We start from the raw sequence: 17,069 nt of genomic DNA, 5'->3' as shown, positions 1-17,069 counted from the left end.
TACCGCGACAACACGCACGGAGACACGACCATCATGGCCACGATGGCTGACACGCCGTCGCCCGCGTTGCCCGCTGCCGACCGCCACGACCTCATCCGCGTGCGGGGCGCGCGCGAGAACAACCTCAAGGACATCAACGTCGAGATCCCGAAGCGGCGGCTGACCGTGTTCACCGGCGTCTCCGGATCGGGCAAGTCGTCGCTGGTGTTCAGCACCATCGCGGCGGAGTCGCAGCGGTTGATCAACGAGACCTACAGCGCGTTCGTGCAAGGGTTCATGCCAACGGTGGCCCGGCCCGACGTGGACGTGTTGGAAGGACTCACGACCGCGATCATCATCGACCAGGAGCGAATGGGCGCCAACGCCCGTTCGACGGTCGGCACGGCAACCGACGCCAACGCGCTGCTTCGGATCCTATTCAGCCGGCTCGGGCAGCCGCGCGTCGGGCCTCCCACGGCCTACTCGTTCAACGTCCCGACGCGGAAGGCGAGCGGATCGATGACTGTCGCCAAGGGCAAGGGGGAGCGGATCGTGGTGCGCGACGTCGTGTACCACGGCGGCATGTGCCCGCGCTGCGAAGGGATGGGGAGCGTGACGGATATCGACCTCTCCCAGCTCTTCGACGAAACGAAGTCGCTCAAAGAAGGCGCGTTCACGATCCCCGGCTATACCGACGATGGCTGGCAGGTGCGCATCTTCAGCGAATCCGGCTTCCTCGACCCGAACAAGCCGATACGGGACTACACCGAGCGGGAGCGCAACGACCTCCTCTACAAGGAACCGGTAAAGGTCAAGGTCGGGAACATCAATCTCACCTACGAAGGGCTGATCCCAAAGATTCAGAAGTCGTTCCTGTCCAAGGACGTCGATGCGATGCAGCCGCACATCCGGGCTTTCGTGGAGCGCGCAGTCACCTTCACAACCTGTCCCGAGTGCGGGGGAACGCGCCTCAATGAGGCCGCCCGTTCGTCGAAAATCAAGGGCATCAACATCGCCGATGCCTGCGCCATGCAGATCAGCGACCTCGCCGAGTGGCTGCGCGGGCTGGACGAGCCGTCCGTGTCGCCGCTCTTGGCGGCGCTGCGGCAGACGCTCGACTCGTTCGTGGAGATGGGGCTGGGGTACCTCAGCCTCGATCGACCGACCGCCACGCTTTCCGGTGGTGAGACGCAGCGCACCAAGTTGATCCGTCACCTCGGGTCGTCGCTCACGGACGTGACCTACGTCTTCGATGAACCCACCATCGGGCTGCACCCGCACGATATCCAGCGGATGAACGACCTGCTGGTGCGCCTGCGCGACAAGGGCAACACCGTCCTCGTTGTCGAGCACAAGCCGGAAGTGATCGGGATCGCCGACCATATCGTCGACCTCGGCCCCGGCGCAGGCGCCGACGGCGGCCAGGTGGTCTTCGAGGGCAGCGTCGACGGGCTGCGGGCCAGCGGCTCGCCCACTGGACGGCACCTGAGCGTCCGTGCCTCCCTGAAGCCGTCGGTCCGGAAGCCGCGGGGGGTGATGCAGGTGCGCGGTGCCCGCGCCCACAACCTGAAAGACATCGACGTTGACATCCCGCTCGGCGTGCTCGTGGTGGTAACGGGCGTGGCTGGGGCGGGCAAGAGCTCCCTCATCCACGGCTCGGTCGCTGGCCGCGACGGGGTGGTGTCGGTCGACCAGACTCCGATCCGAGGCTCGCGGCGGAGCAACCCGGCGACCTACACCAGTTTGCTGGACCCGATCCGCAACGCGTTCGCGAGGGCGAACGGGGTGAAGCCCGCGCTGTTCAGCGCCAATTCGGCGGGGGCCTGTCCGACCTGCAACGGCGCCGGGGTGATCTACACGGACCTGGCGATGATGGCCAGTGTCGCCAGCGTCTGCGAGGATTGCGAAGGACGGCGGTTCCAGGCGTCGGTGTTGGACTACCGGCTCGGTGGACTCAACATTGCCGAAGTGCTCGACCTCTCAGTCGAAGACGCGATCCGTTTTTTTAGCGGCGGCGAGGCGCGCACGCCAGCGGCGCACGTCATCTTGCAACGCATGGCCGACGTTGGGCTCGGCTACCTGCGCCTCGGCCAGCCGTTGACGACGCTATCCGGCGGGGAGCGGCAGCGACTGAAGCTTGCGACGTACATAGGCGCCGACGGCGGCGTCTACGTGCTCGATGAGCCGACAACGGGGCTGCACCTGGCGGATCTTCAGCTGCTCCTCGGGCTCCTGGACCGACTGGTCGACTCCGGCAAGTCGGTCATCGTGATCACGCACCACCAGGCGGTCATGGCGCACGCCGACTGGATCATCGACCTCGGGCCGGGAGCAGGTCACGACGGCGGCCGGATCGTATTTGAGGGCACGCCCGCGGACCTGGTCGCCGCCCGATCAACCCTCACCGGGGAGCACCTCGCGATGTACGTCGGCATTTGATCGTCGCGCAGAGACCTGTGCGTCGAACGCGCTCGGGCGTTTCCATGGCGTCGCCTTGAAGAGCGCTGCCTAATCTGCTAGATTAGCACAGTCTAACAAGCATCCGACGCCTAGGTTTTCCTGGAGGCCTTGCTTGACTCGCTGGGCCGCGCGCCTCGGTTTGGCGCTCCTGATCGCATTTGCTCTCCTGACGTTCGGACGAGTCCACGCGTCGAGCCCAAGCGATGACCTCTCATCGTTGGTCGTCCAGGTCGATGCGGCCACGAGCCGATTGCAGTCGGGAGACCTTGCCGGCGCACGAGCGGCCTATCAAGCGTTCGACAACGGCTGGTACGACATCGAGGATGGCATCCGCGATGTGTCGCGCGCCCACTACCGCGCCATCGAAGACGCGATGGGAGACGCGAAATACGCGCTCACCAGCGACCCCGTCGATCAAGGGCGTGCCCTGGAAGCGCTCCAGCGCCTCCGCAGTGAGTGCGACAGCTTCATCAGCGAGGTGAGCGCGGGCTCGCCCAGCCCCGCGAGCGCTCCGTCCCCTGTAGCTGAGCCCGCCAGTGTCCAGGGGTTGCTGACGACGGTTGACGGAGCGCTTGCCCGCCTCGATGCGGGAGATACCTCGGGCGCGATCGCGGAACTGAACGAGTTCCGGTACGCCTGGACCGATGTCGAAGGACTCGTCAAGGTCCGATCGGCGGCGGCGTATACCCGAATCGAGAACAACATGGCGAAAGCCGCCGCGCAGCTCGCGAGCAGGCCGCCCGACGTTGCCGCCGCGCGTCAGACCCTCGGCGAAATGCGCGCGGACCTCTCGGAAGTCGCCTCCAGTGGATCGCACTACGGCGTGCCCGACGCCGCCATCATCCTGCTGCGTGAGGGCCTCGAAGCGCTGCTCGTGGTCGGAGCGCTCCTCACGTTCCTCCAGAGGATGGGACACGGGGACAAATCGCGCTGGATCTGGTTGGGATGCGCTGCCGCTATCGCGGCCAGCGTCCTCGTTGCCGCCGTCGTCAACGTCATCTTTGCCCGGGCTGGTGGGTCGAATCGCGAGTTGCTCGAAGGTGTGACCGGTCTCGTGGCGGCGGCGATGCTGATCTACATGAGCTACTGGCTGCATTCCAAGGCGAGCCTCGGAGCCTGGCATCACTACATCCAGCAGAAGGGCACGGCGGCCCTCTCCAGTAACAGCCTGTTCTCCCTCGCCTTTCTGGCCTTTCTCGCGGTGTTCCGCGAGGGCGCCGAAACGGTGCTTTTCTACGCGGGCATCGCCCCCTCGATCGCCCTGGGCGATCTCGCGCTCGGGCTCGCCTTGGGGGTCGTCGGGCTTGTCGCCGTGGGTGTTGCGATGTTCGCGCTGGGGGTGCGTCTCCCGCTGCGTCCCTTCTTCGCCGCCGCTACGGTGCTGATCTATTACCTGGCGTTCAAATTCGTCGGAACCGGCATCCATGCGCTGCAGGTGGCTGGCGTTCTGCAGGCGACCACCGCGCCCTATCTCCCCGAAATCGGCGCGCTCGGCGTGTATCCCACGTGGGAAACAACCGCCGCCCAGCTGCTGCTGGTGATGGTGTCGGTCGCCGCTCTCGTTGCGGAGCGCGTTCGACGCGCCCCGAATGTCGACCTCGTCCGCAAGCCATCGGCCGCTGGCTGAGCAGCGAGCCAACTCGTCCAGGGAGGCAATCTGTGTCGCATCGCATCCTGATTTCGACTTTCACCGCCGTCGCCCTCGGGTTCGCCCTTCTATCCGCTGCGCCGGTCGTCTTGGCGCAGGACGACGCCGTGGCCGGCAACGCGTCACGCCTGCTGGCTATCGCGACGTCCGTCGATGAGTCCGTGAGCGCCTCGGACTGGGACGCTGCGCGAACTGGGTGGCAGTCTTTTGACGGGACGTGGGACGATGTCGAAGACGGTTTCCGCGCCGTATGGCGCGATGGGTACCGAGACGTCGAATCCCACATGTCCACTATTCAGCGATTGTTGAGAGAGGACGTCCCCAATGCCGATCAACTTCATGCTGAGATCTCGGCGCTGACCGACCTGCTGACCCAGTTCGGCGCATCGAACTGAAACAAGATCGCGCGCGGTTGCCGAACGGGACGGCTTCTCGTAGAATCCCTGCGACGGTCAGCGGTCCGAAACAATTGCATATGGCGTCGACGGGAACGAGTAGGCGCTCGGCGGACGATCAGAGAGCCCGGGGTTGGTGCGACCGGGCGCGTCCCCTCCGCTGAACATCCTCCCAGAGCCGCCGCCCGAACGGTTGCATTCGACGATGGGCGACCAAGTAGACGTGGCCGGGGCGCCCCCCGTTACCATGGGCCAGGGTATGAACACGTACCCTGATACGAGCGCTTCGACGTCGTCGAAGAAACTGGGTGGTACCGCGGGAATAGATCCCGTCCCATTGGGGACGGGATTTTTTGTTTGGGAGAGCGCATGAGCCAGCTTTTCGTTTACGACACGACTCTTCGGGATGGGACGCAGGGAGAACACGTTTCCCTGACCGTGGAGGACAAGCTGCGCATCGCGCGAAAGCTGGATGAGTTCGGCATCGACTTCGTTGAAGGCGGCTGGCCCGGATCCAATCCCAAAGACTCGGAGTTCTTCCAGCGCGCGCGTCAGCTGCGCCTCGCGCATGCCCGACTGACTGCCTTCGGCGCCACACGGCGAGCGGGCGTTGCCGCAGATGGCGACGAGGGCTTGCGGACTTTGCTCGCCGCCGACACGCCCGTCGTCACCCTGTTCGGTAAGAGCTGGACCCTCCACGTGACCGAGGCGCTCCGGACCAGCCTCGATGAAAATCTCGAGATGATCCGTTCCTCGGTGGCGTTCCTGAAGGCGGAGGGACGGGAGGTCATCTACGACGCGGAGCACTTCTTCGACGGCTATCGCGCCGATCCGGAATACGCCATGGAGACGCTCGCCGCGGCGGCCCACGCCGGCGCTGACTGGATCGTGCTCTGCGACACCAACGGCGGCGTGCTTCCGTGGGACGTCGAGAGCATCGTGAGTGAGGTGCTCGCCGCGGGCCACCAGCGGGTTGGGATCCACGTCCACAACGACGCGGGCACGGCCGTCGCCAGCACGCTTGCCGCAGTTCGCGCCGGCGCCACCCAGGTGCAAGGGACCGTGAACGGAGTGGGAGAGCGCTGCGGAAACGTGGACCTGTGCCCGGTCATCGCCGGCGCTGCGCTCAAGCTCGGCGCGGAGATGGCCTGCTCGTCCAAGCTGGACCAGCTCACCGCGCTTTCGGCATATCTGTACGATGTGGCCAATCTCGTTCCCGTCGACAATCAACCGTACGTCGGCAGAAGCGCATTCGCGCACAAGGGCGGCGTCCACGTTAGCGCGATGATGCGAAACGAACGGACGTACGAGCACGTGGACCCCGCGTCGGTCGGCAACCTGCGCCGCGTCCTGATCTCGGAGCTCGCGGGCCGGAGCAATCTCTTCGCGGCGGCCAAGGAGATGGGCATCGATCTCGACGACGACGCCCCGGCCGCATTGCGGGCCGTGCAAACGGTCAAGGAGCTGGAGAGCCGTGGCTACCAGTTCGAGGCAGCGGATGCCTCGTTGGAGCTGCTCCTTCGCCGCCAGCTGGGACTCTGGGAGCCCCGCTTTCATCTTCGGGACTATCGCGTGACCATCGACCATCGTGGCGGGGAGCCTCGAACCGACGCCACCATTCGCCTCATGGTGGGCGAGCGCGAGGAGCACACCGCGGCTGACGGGGACGGCCCAGTGCACGCGCTGGACCGGGCGCTGCGCAAGGCGCTGCAGCCCTTCTACCCTGGTATCGCGGACATCCATCTGACGGACTATCGGGTTCGCGTCCTGGACGGCTCGCAGGGGACCAGCACCCAGGTTCGGGTGCTGATCGAGTCTGCCGACGAGCATGGCACGTGGACGACCGTGGGCGTGTCGACCAACATCCTGGAGGCAAGCTGGGAAGCGTTGGCCGACGCGATCGAGTACGGCCTCGCCCGCCAAAGCGGCGCGGTGCTAGTCCCGTCCCCCGCGTCGGCGGAGCCGGTCTAGGCGACGATCCCTCGCGCCGCGCGCGCAATTTCCCGGAGGAGGTGGCTATGCCATTCACGAGCTGGCGGGGCGTTGTCGGCGTCGTAAAGCCCACCATGCGGCCGGGCTCTCTCGAAGAATTCATTCGCCTCCTTCCGGAGGGTATCGGCGTGATCCCGACGTTCCTGAATATCCGCGAGGGAACGATCGCCGAATTCTCGACCGTCCTGGAGGCAGTCGAGGCCAAAGTAGCCGAGCTTGCGCGTCTCGGCGTCGACCTCATCCATCCGGAGGGCGCGCCGCCCTTCATGGTCCAGGGACACGAGGCGGAGCGAGCGCTCGTCGATCGGTGGCAGCAGCGGTACGGGGTGCCCATCGTCACCACGCCGCAAACGCAGGTCGCCGCCCTCCACGCCCTGGGCATCCACGCTTTCGTGGGCGTCACCTACTTCACCGGCGAGATCAACGACCTGTTCACCCGGTATTTTCAGGATGCGGGATTCACCGTGCTGGCCATGGAGGGAATCGATGTCCCGTTCGAGGACGTCGGACGCATATCGTCGCTGGAGGTCTACGCGCACACGAGGCGCGCATTTCTGAAACACCACGGAGTCGAGGGAATTTACATGCTGGGATCCGGCTGGAGGACTCTCGACATCATCGAGATGCTGGAACAAGACCTCGAGGTGGCCGTGGTCCATCCCGTTCCCGCGCGTGTCTGGGCCGTCCAGCGACGGCTCCACGTCCGCCAGCCGATCTCCGGGTACGGTCGGCTGCTGGAGGAGCTGCCCTAGCGGCGCGGCCGAAGAACGACTCGTCCCCCTGAGTGAAGCGAAAGATCTCTTTAATAGCGGTCAACTCTCGACCGATTCCTCGTCTGCAGGCTCAGAATGACGGTTTCCGTCCGGCCCTCCAGGCGGGCGGCGGGTCACCCTCTGGCCGGACGCGGCCCTCGAGTGCCATACTTCGGGCTCAGCTACGCATCCGCCATCCAGTTCCGTCTGCCTTCAGGCCATCGATTGGAGGGATTCATGGGTCTTCGTTTTGTTGCGCTCCTCGCAGTCACGGCGGCCACGTGTTTGGCGCTGCTCCGCGGTCAACCCGTGGACACGAGCACAGCGTCGGCGCAGGGAGAGGTCCACTACGTACCGCGTTGGGACCTCCAAAACAGCGGAGTCGACGACGATTTACGCGCGGTCCAGTTCGTGGATAGCTTGACCGGTTGGGCCGTGGGGTCCAACAACACGATTTTGCGCACCCGAGACGGCGGCCAGAGCTGGCAGCGGCTGGTAGACCGACGACCGAACGGACCGGAGTTCACGGATGTCCAGTTCACCAGCGCGACTGACGGATGGGTGGGGGCGCGCGGCACGCTGCTCCACACCACGAACGGCGGCGATAGCTGGCAGCCAGCGAATGAGCTTGCGCGCGGTGTATCGGGATTCGGGTCCGGCTCGTCGGTGGGATCGACCCGGTTCCAGACGAGCCTGGTCCACGTCTATCGATCCGATGACGGCGGCCGAACGTGGACCGCGCTCCCGGGCCAGCTCGCCCACAACGATTATGAGGTCACCTTCTTCACCGACAGCAGCCACGGATGGCTCGCCCGCCGCGGTCGTGGCGGCCTCGCCCTCACCGTCGACGGGGGCACGACGTGGCAGGAAGTGCAGCAGAATCTCTACTGCTGCGGACGGTCGAAGATTCAGTTTGTCAATCCAAGCACCGGGTGGACCTTTGGGCAGGATGCCGCCACCATCCTCTCGACGGCCGATGGCGGCCAGACGTGGACCGGTCAGTTCACCGGGGTCCGCGCGTCCTCCTCGCTCCAGGACATGGTGTTTCTCAATGAAGTGGTCGGATACGTCCTCATCAACTCTGACAGCGGCATCGTCGTGATGACGGCGGACGGCGGCGCAACGTGGCAGGAGATCGGGAGGCTCGGAGCCAGCTCGAATGTGCGCGGTATCAGCTTCCCCGATTCAGAGCACGGGTGGGTGGTCGGCGATAAGGGATTCGTCATCCACTACCATCTCGTCCCCGTGTACGACGAAGAAGAGTCGGCCCCAAGCGACGAAGGCGGAGAATAACGGCAGACTCGAGCCAGGGTCACGTTCGGCCGACCTGCCTGGTACACTTGTGGGTGCCGGCGGCGCGTTGTCCGCACCCCGCGATCGCGACACGGCCCAGAAGCATCGTGCTGAGTGACCCCCATCCCTCCAGATCTCCTGCAGGCGCTCTTAGACCCGACGGCACCAGTCCCCGCCGGATGGCCATCCGGTGGGTGGGGCGCGTTCCTCCTGTTCCTGTTTCCCGTCGGAGGCGGGATTCCGGTCGGCGTGCTCATGGCCCAGAACGGTGGTGTGCCCGCGTGGGGAACCGCGGTTCTCTACTTCCTGTCGGACGTCGTGCTTGCGTTCACCGCGGAGCCGGTGCTCATATTCTTCCGCTGGCTTGGGAGACTGGTGCCTCCCCTCGGGCGCGTGGGAGCCTGGCTGACGCGGATTACGGCGGGCGTCGGACTGCGCGATGAAGGCGCTCGTGGCCCATTGGGGCTCATTCTCGTCAGCTTTGCCGTGTCGCCGTCGACCGGGCGGGCGGCGGCGGCTGCGGCCGGGCACGGATTCATTCCGGGATGGGCCCTCGCTATCACCGGCGACATGGGCTACTTCGCGCTGATCATGGCGTCCACGCTGTGGCTCAGCAGCGTCCTCGGCGATCAGCGTCTCACCATCGGATTGATGCTCGGCGTGACCTGGGTGCTCCCGCTGCTGCTCCGACGAATGCGCAGTGGCGCGCGTGCATTCGGGCCCGCGCCAGCCGCTGCGCCCATCGCCGTTCCTGCCGCCGCCCAACGCGTGATGGCCGCGCGTTCCACCGCGCCCAGACGGGCCCGGCGACGGCGGCGCTGAGGAGCGCTTCAGCGAATTGCGCCGACGATCGTGTCGTCCAGAAATCGCCATACAACAGCGGCTTCGGAGAATCCGGACACGCTCAGCGCCTCTACGTGGAACGCGCTCGTCAAACACTCGTCGTGTCGCGGGTGCAGCTCGTTGAAGACGGTGTCGCGCTCCGCCAGGAGTCTGCCGAATGCCTGCTCATCCCGCGCCGCGTTCCACCACTCATCCCACGATTCGCCGTCGGGTCGCTCCGCGCGCCACAAGCGTCCGCGCAGCTCCTGCGTCTGGCGCCCCAGCCGTGTGCTCGAGGGCGCCACGAGAATGTGCTCGGCGTTGAAGAACACGCCGGCCTCCCGGATCAGGTCCGCCAGCGCGCCATAGACCCGTACGAGGTCGCCCGGCGCGAGCCAGTGCAGCGCAGTTGCGGTGAGTACGGCGTCGAATGGCGCGTGGCCTGCCACGGATTCGTGCCAGGCGGGATCGCGCAAGTCGGCACGCACCCACTGGAGGCGCCCACCAGCGTCTCCAAGCGTTTGGCGCCCGATCTCGAGAAGGAATGGGTCGGCGTCGAGAGCGACGACGCGAGCCTGTGGGAACCGCTCCAGCACTCTGCGACTGATCGATCCCGGGCCACACGCCAGATCGAGGATCGTCCGCGGTTCCGGGCCGGCGATCTCAGCGACCATCTCCAGCATGATGCGAAACCGTTGCTCGCGACGGGGGATGTGCCATTGCTGTTGATCTTCCCATCGACGCGCCCAAGCCTCCCAGTCGACCGCCCCCGGGACTGTCTGCTCCATGCCGTCTCCCTGTCATCGTACGTGGCTCTCCTGATTATGGCGCAGCGCGTCCATGGCGCTCCCCAACATGCGCGTCCGGTTCGCGCCGCCTATGGACGATGCAAGCGGGACGGAAAGAGTAAACTGGATGGATTCGACGGGTTCGCTGAGAGTGGGGATGGCGCTCAACAGGAAGACGCTCGAGGGTCGCATTCGGGCCAGCCAGGTCGCGGCAGCGCCGACGCCAGCGCCAAGCAGGCCGCGCATGGCGCTGGTCCCGTCGGGGGTCATGCCGCTCGGGGCACGCTGCGCGATGGTGGTGATCGAGGCGAGCCGGGTGGTGGACGACCCCCTGGCTGCGCCAGTCAGCTCCTGGATGTTCGAGGCGGACGAGCCCCAGGAAGCATCCTGGTACCAGACTCGACTTGCGATTCAGGTGGCGACCGATCTGCAGCGATCGACGCCGCTCAACATCATCATGCAGATCGTCAATCTCGCCGAGTCGAGCCGAATCAATCGGGCCAAGCAGTGGGAACGGGATGTGGCGGCCACGCTGGCTCAGGGCAACCAGCTCGTCGCGCGGATGCAGCGCTACTCCGCCCTCTTCTGGAACCCGGACATCCGCGATCTTGCCGATACGGTGCTGCGGATCATCCATCCCGATAGCCGCGACGGCGAGCTCGCTATGGCGTTCGGGGAAGAGAACCTGCGGGATCTCTACGAACAGGCGCTCCGGGTCCACGCCGGAAAGCAGCGGCTAACTGCCGGTCCCTTCCTCCGTCTGGCCGAACGCGTGCTGGTCTGGCGGATCGAGTCCGCACTCGCCCGCGCGGACGGACCGGATGCCCTGGGAATCGACGACGAGCGAGTCGTCTCGAGCCTCGAGCAGGTGCGATGGCTGCGCTTTGTGAAGGGCAAACAGCTGGCGATGTCGGACCAGCTGGATTCCGAGGCTTCGTGGGCGGAGGATCCGATCCAAAGTAATTCCGAGGCTTTCTCGATCATCGCCAGCGTGATCGAGACCATCTTCATCTATCGCGAGATCGAGCAGGACCCCTGCGTCGTCCACGTGAACACGATCCAGGCCTATCTGAAGCAGATCGAGGCTCTGGCGACGACGCTGACCAACGTCGACGATTTTCCGATGGCCCGGTTCAAGTCTGGACTCGTCCGCGAAGCGATCACCGAGCTGGTCGGGCCCGTGACATTTCTCGCGTACGTGGCCCACGCGACGGGCGAAGGCGAGCGGCTGGCCGAGGCAGAGACCCGGCGATCGGTCTCCTCCCTGGACGACGCGCGTATCAATCTCCTTCGATTTCTCGAGTATGCGGAGAACGCTGCGAGGAGCTATCTCGAGTGGCTCGAAGCGCGGACGATGCGCAAGCGGCCGGCCGTGGCCACCCGCAGATTTCGCATACCGCCGGGACGGCGACCCTAGCGGAACTCCCACGCGTTAATGTTCCACGCCATGCTGGCCTCGGGGCCTACGACCTCGAGCCCGCTGAGGCTTGACACGAACGCCCACGGCTGGGTCCGGAAGAAGAGCGAAATCGACGCCACGTCATCTGTGAACAGCTTTGCCATCTGCCCGATCTGCGCCATCCGCTCATCGTGATCCAGCGTGGTGTCGAACTCGCGAGCCAAGCGGTCGTAGTCGGCGTTGGACCACCCGCCCCGGTTGCCGCCGGTCCAGTGGTTATCGGCGGTCGGAATTCCTCGCGACGTGAACGCCAGGAGGCTCGCCTCGCCGGAGTTCGTGTTGTTGGTGAACATCGACGAGAAGGACGCGCGGGCCTGCCCATCCTGAGCGAGGGCAGCCGGCAGGATCGATTCCTGGACGTCAAAGCCAGCCTGCCGCCAGCCGCTCGCCAGGATCGACTGCTCGGCGGAGTTGTCGGCTGCGCCGTTCGTCTGGATCTCGGCGGTGAAGCGGCCGCCGGACGGGTTCGCGTACGTTCCATCCGGTCCCCGCGTGAAGCCCGCCTCGGTCATGAGCCGGTCCGACTGGCGAAGATCGAAGGGGTACTTGACCATTTCCCGCACCACCGCCGGTCCCCATTCCGACGCCGGGGAGATGATGAAGTCTGATGTGACGCCGGAGCCGTGGTAGAGCGCGTCATTGATCGCGTCCTTATCGACGGCATAGGCAAGGGCTTTCCGCACGCGGACGTCCAGGAGCGCGCGCGGGCTCACAATCTCGGGGCGAAACTGGAAGTTGGTGGCGCGCCACTGGTTCGGGTGCTCAAGCACCGTACCGAGACCTCGAGGTCCCCACTCCCCCTTGAGCGTCTGCGCCTCTTCGAGGCGCAGCGACGTGTCGGCGGAGAGATGGACCTGGCCGCCCAACAGGTTTGCGAGAACCGTGCTGGCGTCGCTCATGAACAACATATGGATGCGTTCGATCTTGGCCCTCCCACGCGCATAACCGTCGAATGCGGACGCATCGATGAACGCGCCGGGCTCCCAGCGATCCAGCTTGAACGGTCCCAGCCCGACGAAGTCGCGCGTCCAGTATGACGAGTTGACGAGCGCATCCACCTGATCGGGCTGAGCGATCTCCTGTAGGAGGTGACGCGGGAGGGGCGGAAAGGCGCGATTGCGGCCCGTCAGCGAGCCGGCATCCGGGTATGGGCGGCTCCAGCGGACCACGACGGTTCGATCATCGGCGGCGGACACGTCCTCGATGGCGTTCCACGGCTGCAGCCGTGCCTGACCAAGCTGTGGCAGGGTGTACGTTTGCCACGCGAAGACGAAGTCGTCGGCGGTGAGGGGCGCGCCGTCGTGCCAGGTCAGGTTGGGTTTAAGGCGATATGTGGTCTGCATTCGCCCGTCGGGGAACACGCGCCACGTGTCCGTGTTGAGCTGCGGGAGCGACTCCGCGAGGTTCGGCTGCGCGACTTCATGGGTGTCGAGCACTGCCAGCTCGGCGTTGAACATGCCCTTCGTCAGGTACAGGGCGACGCCGGCCTCCTGGGGCGGTCGTGTGGCGAGGCTCTCCGGCTCGACCCGCACGGCTGCCACGAGGGTTCGCGCCGAAGGCGCGCCAGAGGCTGGAGCGCTTGGCGCAGCGCCCGTTTGCCCAGGGCCGCCCGGTGCGCATGCGGCCACGATCGTGAGACAGACAAGGACGATAGGGAGTGTGCAGGACAGGCGCAACGTGAGCATACCTCGGGATCTCAATCCACAGGGAATCTTGCAGAACCATACCATGCGTCGCATTTCGCACGCCTGGCGAACGGCCGGTTGATGCCGGGGTCTCGCGTGTCCATACTTGAAACAAGCGAACCCCGAGAGACAGCGATACGGGAGGGCGCGTGGCGTATGTCGTCGCAGCCATGTGGCGAGCGAAGCCGGGGAGTGAAGACGCGGTGGCGCGCGTGATCGAGAGGATGACGCCGCTCTCGCGCGCCGAGCCGGGCTGCCTCACGTACGAGCCGCATCGCGCGCTCGCGGACCCGCGGCTCTTCTTCCTCTACGAGGTGTACGTCGACGCCGCGGGATACGAGGCCCACCGCGCGACGGAGCATTTTCAGCGGTACGTCGTGGGCGAGGCGATTCCACAGCTCGAGTCGCGCGACGTCTCCTTCTTCGTGAAGATGGATGCATAGCGCTACGACCAACCGTGGCGCAACCGCTCAGGCCGTGGCGTCGCCGCTTAACGACGGCGGCCTCCGCGTCCTCTGCGCGCCCGCGAGCTTCAAAGAGACTCTGTCCGCGCGGGCCGCCGCGCAGGCCATGGCAGCTGGCGTCCGCTCTCTCGGGTCAGAAATCGCCGTAGATGTCTGCCCCGTCGCCGACGGCGGCGAAGGCTCCCTCGATGCGCTCATTGACGCGATGGGCGGGCGAATCGAGAGGGCCGTGGTGACGGGTCCGCTCGGGAGCCCGGTCAGCGCGCGATTCGGTCTGGCTGCCGGAGGGACCATTGGCATCGTCGAGCTGGCCGAGACCGCCGGACTGGGGCTCGTCCCGCTGCACCGACGGGACCCAACGCGCACCACGACCTACGGCACCGGCCAGCTCATTCGGCGCGCGGCCGACTTGGGCTGCGCCCGGGTCATCGTCTGCGTCGGCGGAAGCGCGACGTGCGACGGAGGAGCGGGACTGGCGCAGGCCCTCGGCGCGATGTTCCTGGACGCGAACGGTCGGCCTGTGCGATGGCCGATGACCGGCGAGATGCTGTCGCTCGTGCGCCAGGTCGTTCCTCCCCGGGGCCTACCAGCCATCGATGTCGCGTGCGATGTCCAGAGCCCGCTCCTCGGGCCCGAGGGCGCCGCGGCCCTGTACGGTCCGCAGAAGGGGGCGACGCCGGACCAGGTGCGCGCGTTGGAGCACGGCCTCGCCAACCTGGCAGGCCTCGTCGACTTCGACTCTCGGACGCCGGGGGCCGGCGCGGCGGGCGGCGCCGCCTTCGGGCTCGCCGCGTTGTGCGGCGCGCGGCTCGCGCCGGGGATCGACCTGGTGCTCGACGCTGTCGGCTTCGCCGCGCGTAGTCGCCGCGCGACGCTCGTGCTGACGGGCGAAGGGCGGCTCGACCGCCAGACGCTACAGGGCAAGGCGGTCGCCGGTGTGGCGGCCGCGGCGCGTCGCGCGGGGGTCCCAACCATCGCCATCGTCGGCGGGACCGGAGCCGGTGCCGCCGATTGCACCGACCCCTCGAAGGGCGGCTACGTGTGCCGGATCGTCAGCCTGACCGAGCGGTACGGCGAAGAGCGCGCGGTCGCGGAGGCGGGAACGTTGTTACGGCAGACGGCGATGGCGGTCGTCGCGGAGGAGCTGGAGCGGTTGGCCCCGCAGCGTGCTGAGGGAGGCGCGTGACATGGAGCTGGGCTTCGTTGGCCTCGGCAAGATGGGGCGTCCAATGGTGGAGCGATTGCTTGCCGCTGGCCACGTCGTGCACGTGTTCAATCGATCCCGCGGCCCCATGGACGCGCTTGCGGAGCGCGGCGCGCGCATCGGCAGCTCGGCGTCGGACGTGGCGGCACGGGCCGAGATGGTGATGACGGCCCTCCCGACGCCAGAGAGCGTGGAGGACGTGTACAGCCAGCTCGTCGGCGCGGCACATCGCGGGCAAATTTTCGCAGACCACTCGACCGTGAGTCCCGAGCTGAACCGCCGCTGCGCCCAGCGCCTCGCCGAGCGCGGCGCCACGTTTCTGGACGCCCCGATGTCCGGTGGACCCGCGGGCGCGCAGGCAGGCACGCTGACGGTGATGGTCGGCGGCGAGGCCGACACCTTCGTCGCCGCCGAGCCCGTGTTTCGCGCCTTCGGGGAGAACGTCCGCCTGTGCGGCCCCGTGGGCGCGGGCCAGGTGATCAAGCTGGTCAATCAGCTCCTGGTCGCGATTCACACGGCGGCCGCCTCAGAAGCGGCGGTGTTTGGCGCGAAGCTGGGCGCGGATCTCCAGGTCGTCCTCGACCTGGTCGGGACATCCTTCGGGTCGTCGACGATGCTCCGTCGCAACCTCCCGCGCATCATCGCCAACGACTACACGCCGGCCACGCCGGTCGGGCTCATCCTCAAAGACCTGGGGCTTATTCACGGAGAAGGGATGCGGTCGGGAGTGCCGCTTCTCCTGGGCGCGCTCGTCGAGCAGCGATTCCTCGAGGCCAGCGCCCGCGGCCTCGCGCAGGAGGACATGGCGGCGCTCGTGCGCCTATGGGACGAGGCGCCCGTCGCGGATGGCGAGTGACTGCCGGGTCTCATTCTTGTATCATCGGTTAGACCACCCCACCGGCGCGCCGCTGCTCGGGCTGTCTGGCTCCCAAACGGCGGCGGCGGAACAGAATGTTCGGAGGATCGATCGTGACCGAGCAGGAAAACGGTAGCACCCGCGCGAATTGGACCCGGGGCCCCACGGCCTACTCGCTCTGGAAGGCCGAAGAGGGCGTGCCCGTCTATGAGGGCTCCCACGTTTCGGATCTCCATACCGCGGATGTCAAGCCGTGGGAGCGGATCGGGCAGAAGGGCGCCATCATCAACCTCGCCGCCCAGGAGCAGAACGACGGCTGGCTGATGGAGATCGCCCCGGGCGGACAGACCAAGGAGCTGCACCACCTCTTCGAGTCCACCTACTACGTGGTCGATGGGCGCGGCGCCACCACCATCTGGCAGCCCGGATCGACCAAGAAGCAGACGGTGGAGTGGCAGGCCGGTAGCCTCTTCTCCCCGCCCCTGAATTGCTACTATCAGCACTTCAACCTCGATGGACAGAAGCCGGCCCGACTCTTCACCGCGACGACGTGCCCGCTGCAGATGAACGCGGTTCGGGACCAGGAGTTCCCCTTCAACACCGACTACGTGTTCAAGGATCGATACAGCGGCGAGGACGACTACTTCACCGATCCGGGCAAGAAGATCGGCATTCGCCGGTGGCAGACGAACTTCATTCCCGACACGCGCTCCTTCAAGCTCGAGAGTTGGAAGGAGCGGGGCGCCGGCGGCACGAACATGTTCTTCGTCATGTCGGGCAATGCAATGTCGGCCCACATGAGCGAATTTCCTCCGGGGAGCTACAAGAAGGCGCACCATCACGGCCCGGGCGCGGAGATCATCATCTTGAGCGGCATCGGCTACTCGCTGCTCTGGTTCAAGGGCGACAAGGAAAAGCAGATGGTGCCGTGGAAAGAGGGCTCCATCTTCTCACCGATGGATGGCCAGTACCATCAGCACTTCAACAGCGGCCCGGAGCCGGCGCGCTATCTGGCGTACACCTTCGGCGGCCTCTACGTCGGCAACACGATGGCGAACCACCAGGGAGCCGACCTGAGCGAGAAAGAGGGCGGCTGGCAGATCGAGTACGAGGATGAGGACCCGGACGTCTTTGATCGCTTCGAGTCCGAGTGTCGGAAGAACGGCGCGGAGGTCACGATGGACCATCCGCGGCGCCGAGCTCGCGCATAGGACGCCCGCGCCCAGGCTGATGGGCTGTGAGCGCGAATAGACACAATGCAGGAGCGGTCCG

Annotated in this window: 14 protein-coding genes and 1 other annotated feature; of the genes, 12 read left to right on the top strand and 2 right to left on the bottom strand. The window is 66.3% G+C overall.

Annotation, left to right across the window (positions count from 1 at the left end):
• Positions 1-33: 33 nt before the first annotated feature.
• From VFC51_11285 to VFC51_11255, 7 genes are all read left to right on the top strand, one after another.
• Positions 34-2,418: an excinuclease ABC subunit UvrA gene (locus VFC51_11285; GenBank protein HZT07605.1), complete on the top strand. Its 2,385-nt coding sequence runs from the start codon at positions 34-36 to the stop codon at positions 2,416-2,418.
• 133 nt (positions 2,419-2,551) lie between these two features.
• Positions 2,552-4,066 carry an FTR1 family protein gene (locus VFC51_11280; protein HZT07604.1) on the top strand — a complete coding sequence of 505 codons (1,515 nt, stop codon included), beginning with the start codon at positions 2,552-2,554 and terminating at the stop codon, positions 4,064-4,066.
• A gap of 32 nt (positions 4,067-4,098) precedes the next feature.
• Complete coding sequence (locus VFC51_11275; GenBank protein ID HZT07603.1) at positions 4,099-4,482, top strand: hypothetical protein; 384 nt, start codon at positions 4,099-4,101, stop codon at positions 4,480-4,482.
• Positions 4,483-4,559: 77 nt separating this feature from the next.
• Positions 4,560-4,822 (top strand) — a binding site (T-box leader).
• Between the two features lie 29 nt (positions 4,823-4,851).
• Positions 4,852-6,453 carry a citramalate synthase gene (gene cimA / locus VFC51_11270; GenBank protein HZT07602.1) on the top strand — a complete coding sequence of 534 codons (1,602 nt, stop codon included), beginning with the start codon at positions 4,852-4,854 and terminating at the stop codon, positions 6,451-6,453.
• 47 nt (positions 6,454-6,500) lie between these two features.
• A complete protein-coding gene (locus VFC51_11265; GenBank protein ID HZT07601.1) occupies positions 6,501-7,226 on the top strand; it encodes a hypothetical protein in 726 nt (241 codons plus the stop codon).
• Positions 7,227-7,463: 237 nt separating this feature from the next.
• Positions 7,464-8,519 carry a YCF48-related protein gene (locus tag VFC51_11260; protein ID HZT07600.1) on the top strand — a complete coding sequence of 352 codons (1,056 nt, stop codon included), beginning with the start codon at positions 7,464-7,466 and terminating at the stop codon, positions 8,517-8,519.
• Between the two features lie 114 nt (positions 8,520-8,633).
• Entirely contained in the window at positions 8,634-9,341 is a 708-nt protein-coding gene (locus VFC51_11255) for a hypothetical protein (protein HZT07599.1), read from the top strand.
• A gap of 8 nt (positions 9,342-9,349) precedes the next feature.
• Here VFC51_11255 and VFC51_11250 read toward each other — a convergent pair whose 3' ends face one another.
• On the bottom strand, positions 9,350-10,129 hold the full coding sequence (locus VFC51_11250) for a class I SAM-dependent methyltransferase (GenBank protein ID HZT07598.1): 780 nt from the start codon (positions 10,127-10,129) through the stop codon (positions 9,350-9,352).
• Positions 10,130-10,286: 157 nt separating this feature from the next.
• On the opposite strand from VFC51_11250, the gene VFC51_11245 reads away from it, so the two are divergent.
• Positions 10,287-11,546: a hypothetical protein gene (locus tag VFC51_11245; GenBank protein ID HZT07597.1), complete on the top strand. Its 1,260-nt coding sequence runs from the start codon at positions 10,287-10,289 to the stop codon at positions 11,544-11,546.
• Here the strand turns inward: VFC51_11245 and VFC51_11240 are convergent.
• Positions 11,543-13,129 carry a peptide ABC transporter substrate-binding protein gene (locus VFC51_11240; protein HZT07596.1) on the bottom strand — a complete coding sequence of 529 codons (1,587 nt, stop codon included), beginning with the start codon at positions 13,127-13,129 and terminating at the stop codon, positions 11,543-11,545. The two genes, VFC51_11245 and VFC51_11240, sit on opposite strands and share 4 nt — an antisense overlap.
• 293 nt (positions 13,130-13,422) lie before the next feature.
• Here VFC51_11240 and VFC51_11235 point away from each other — a divergent pair, with 293 nt between their 5' ends.
• From VFC51_11235 to VFC51_11220, 4 genes are all read left to right on the top strand, one after another.
• Positions 13,423-13,716: a putative quinol monooxygenase gene (locus tag VFC51_11235; GenBank protein HZT07595.1), complete on the top strand. Its 294-nt coding sequence runs from the start codon at positions 13,423-13,425 to the stop codon at positions 13,714-13,716.
• Positions 13,709-14,923 carry a glycerate kinase gene (locus VFC51_11230; GenBank protein HZT07594.1) on the top strand — a complete coding sequence of 405 codons (1,215 nt, stop codon included), beginning with the start codon at positions 13,709-13,711 and terminating at the stop codon, positions 14,921-14,923. Before VFC51_11235 ends, VFC51_11230 begins: the two co-directional genes overlap by 8 nt.
• 1 nt (position 14,924) lies before the next feature.
• Positions 14,925-15,797 (top strand): NAD(P)-dependent oxidoreductase, encoded by an 873-nt coding sequence (locus VFC51_11225; GenBank protein HZT07593.1) that lies wholly within the window; start codon positions 14,925-14,927, stop codon positions 15,795-15,797.
• 113 nt (positions 15,798-15,910) lie between these two features.
• Positions 15,911-17,008 (top strand): ethanolamine ammonia lyase-activating protein, encoded by a 1,098-nt coding sequence (locus VFC51_11220; GenBank protein HZT07592.1) that lies wholly within the window; start codon positions 15,911-15,913, stop codon positions 17,006-17,008.
• The last annotated feature ends 61 nt before the right edge of the window (positions 17,009-17,069 follow it).

This window comes from Chloroflexota bacterium (assembly GCA_035652535.1).
Taxonomy (GTDB): domain Bacteria; phylum Chloroflexota; class UBA6077; order UBA6077; family SHYK01; genus DASRDP01.
This window is presented reverse-complemented; position numbering and strand designations above follow the sequence as displayed.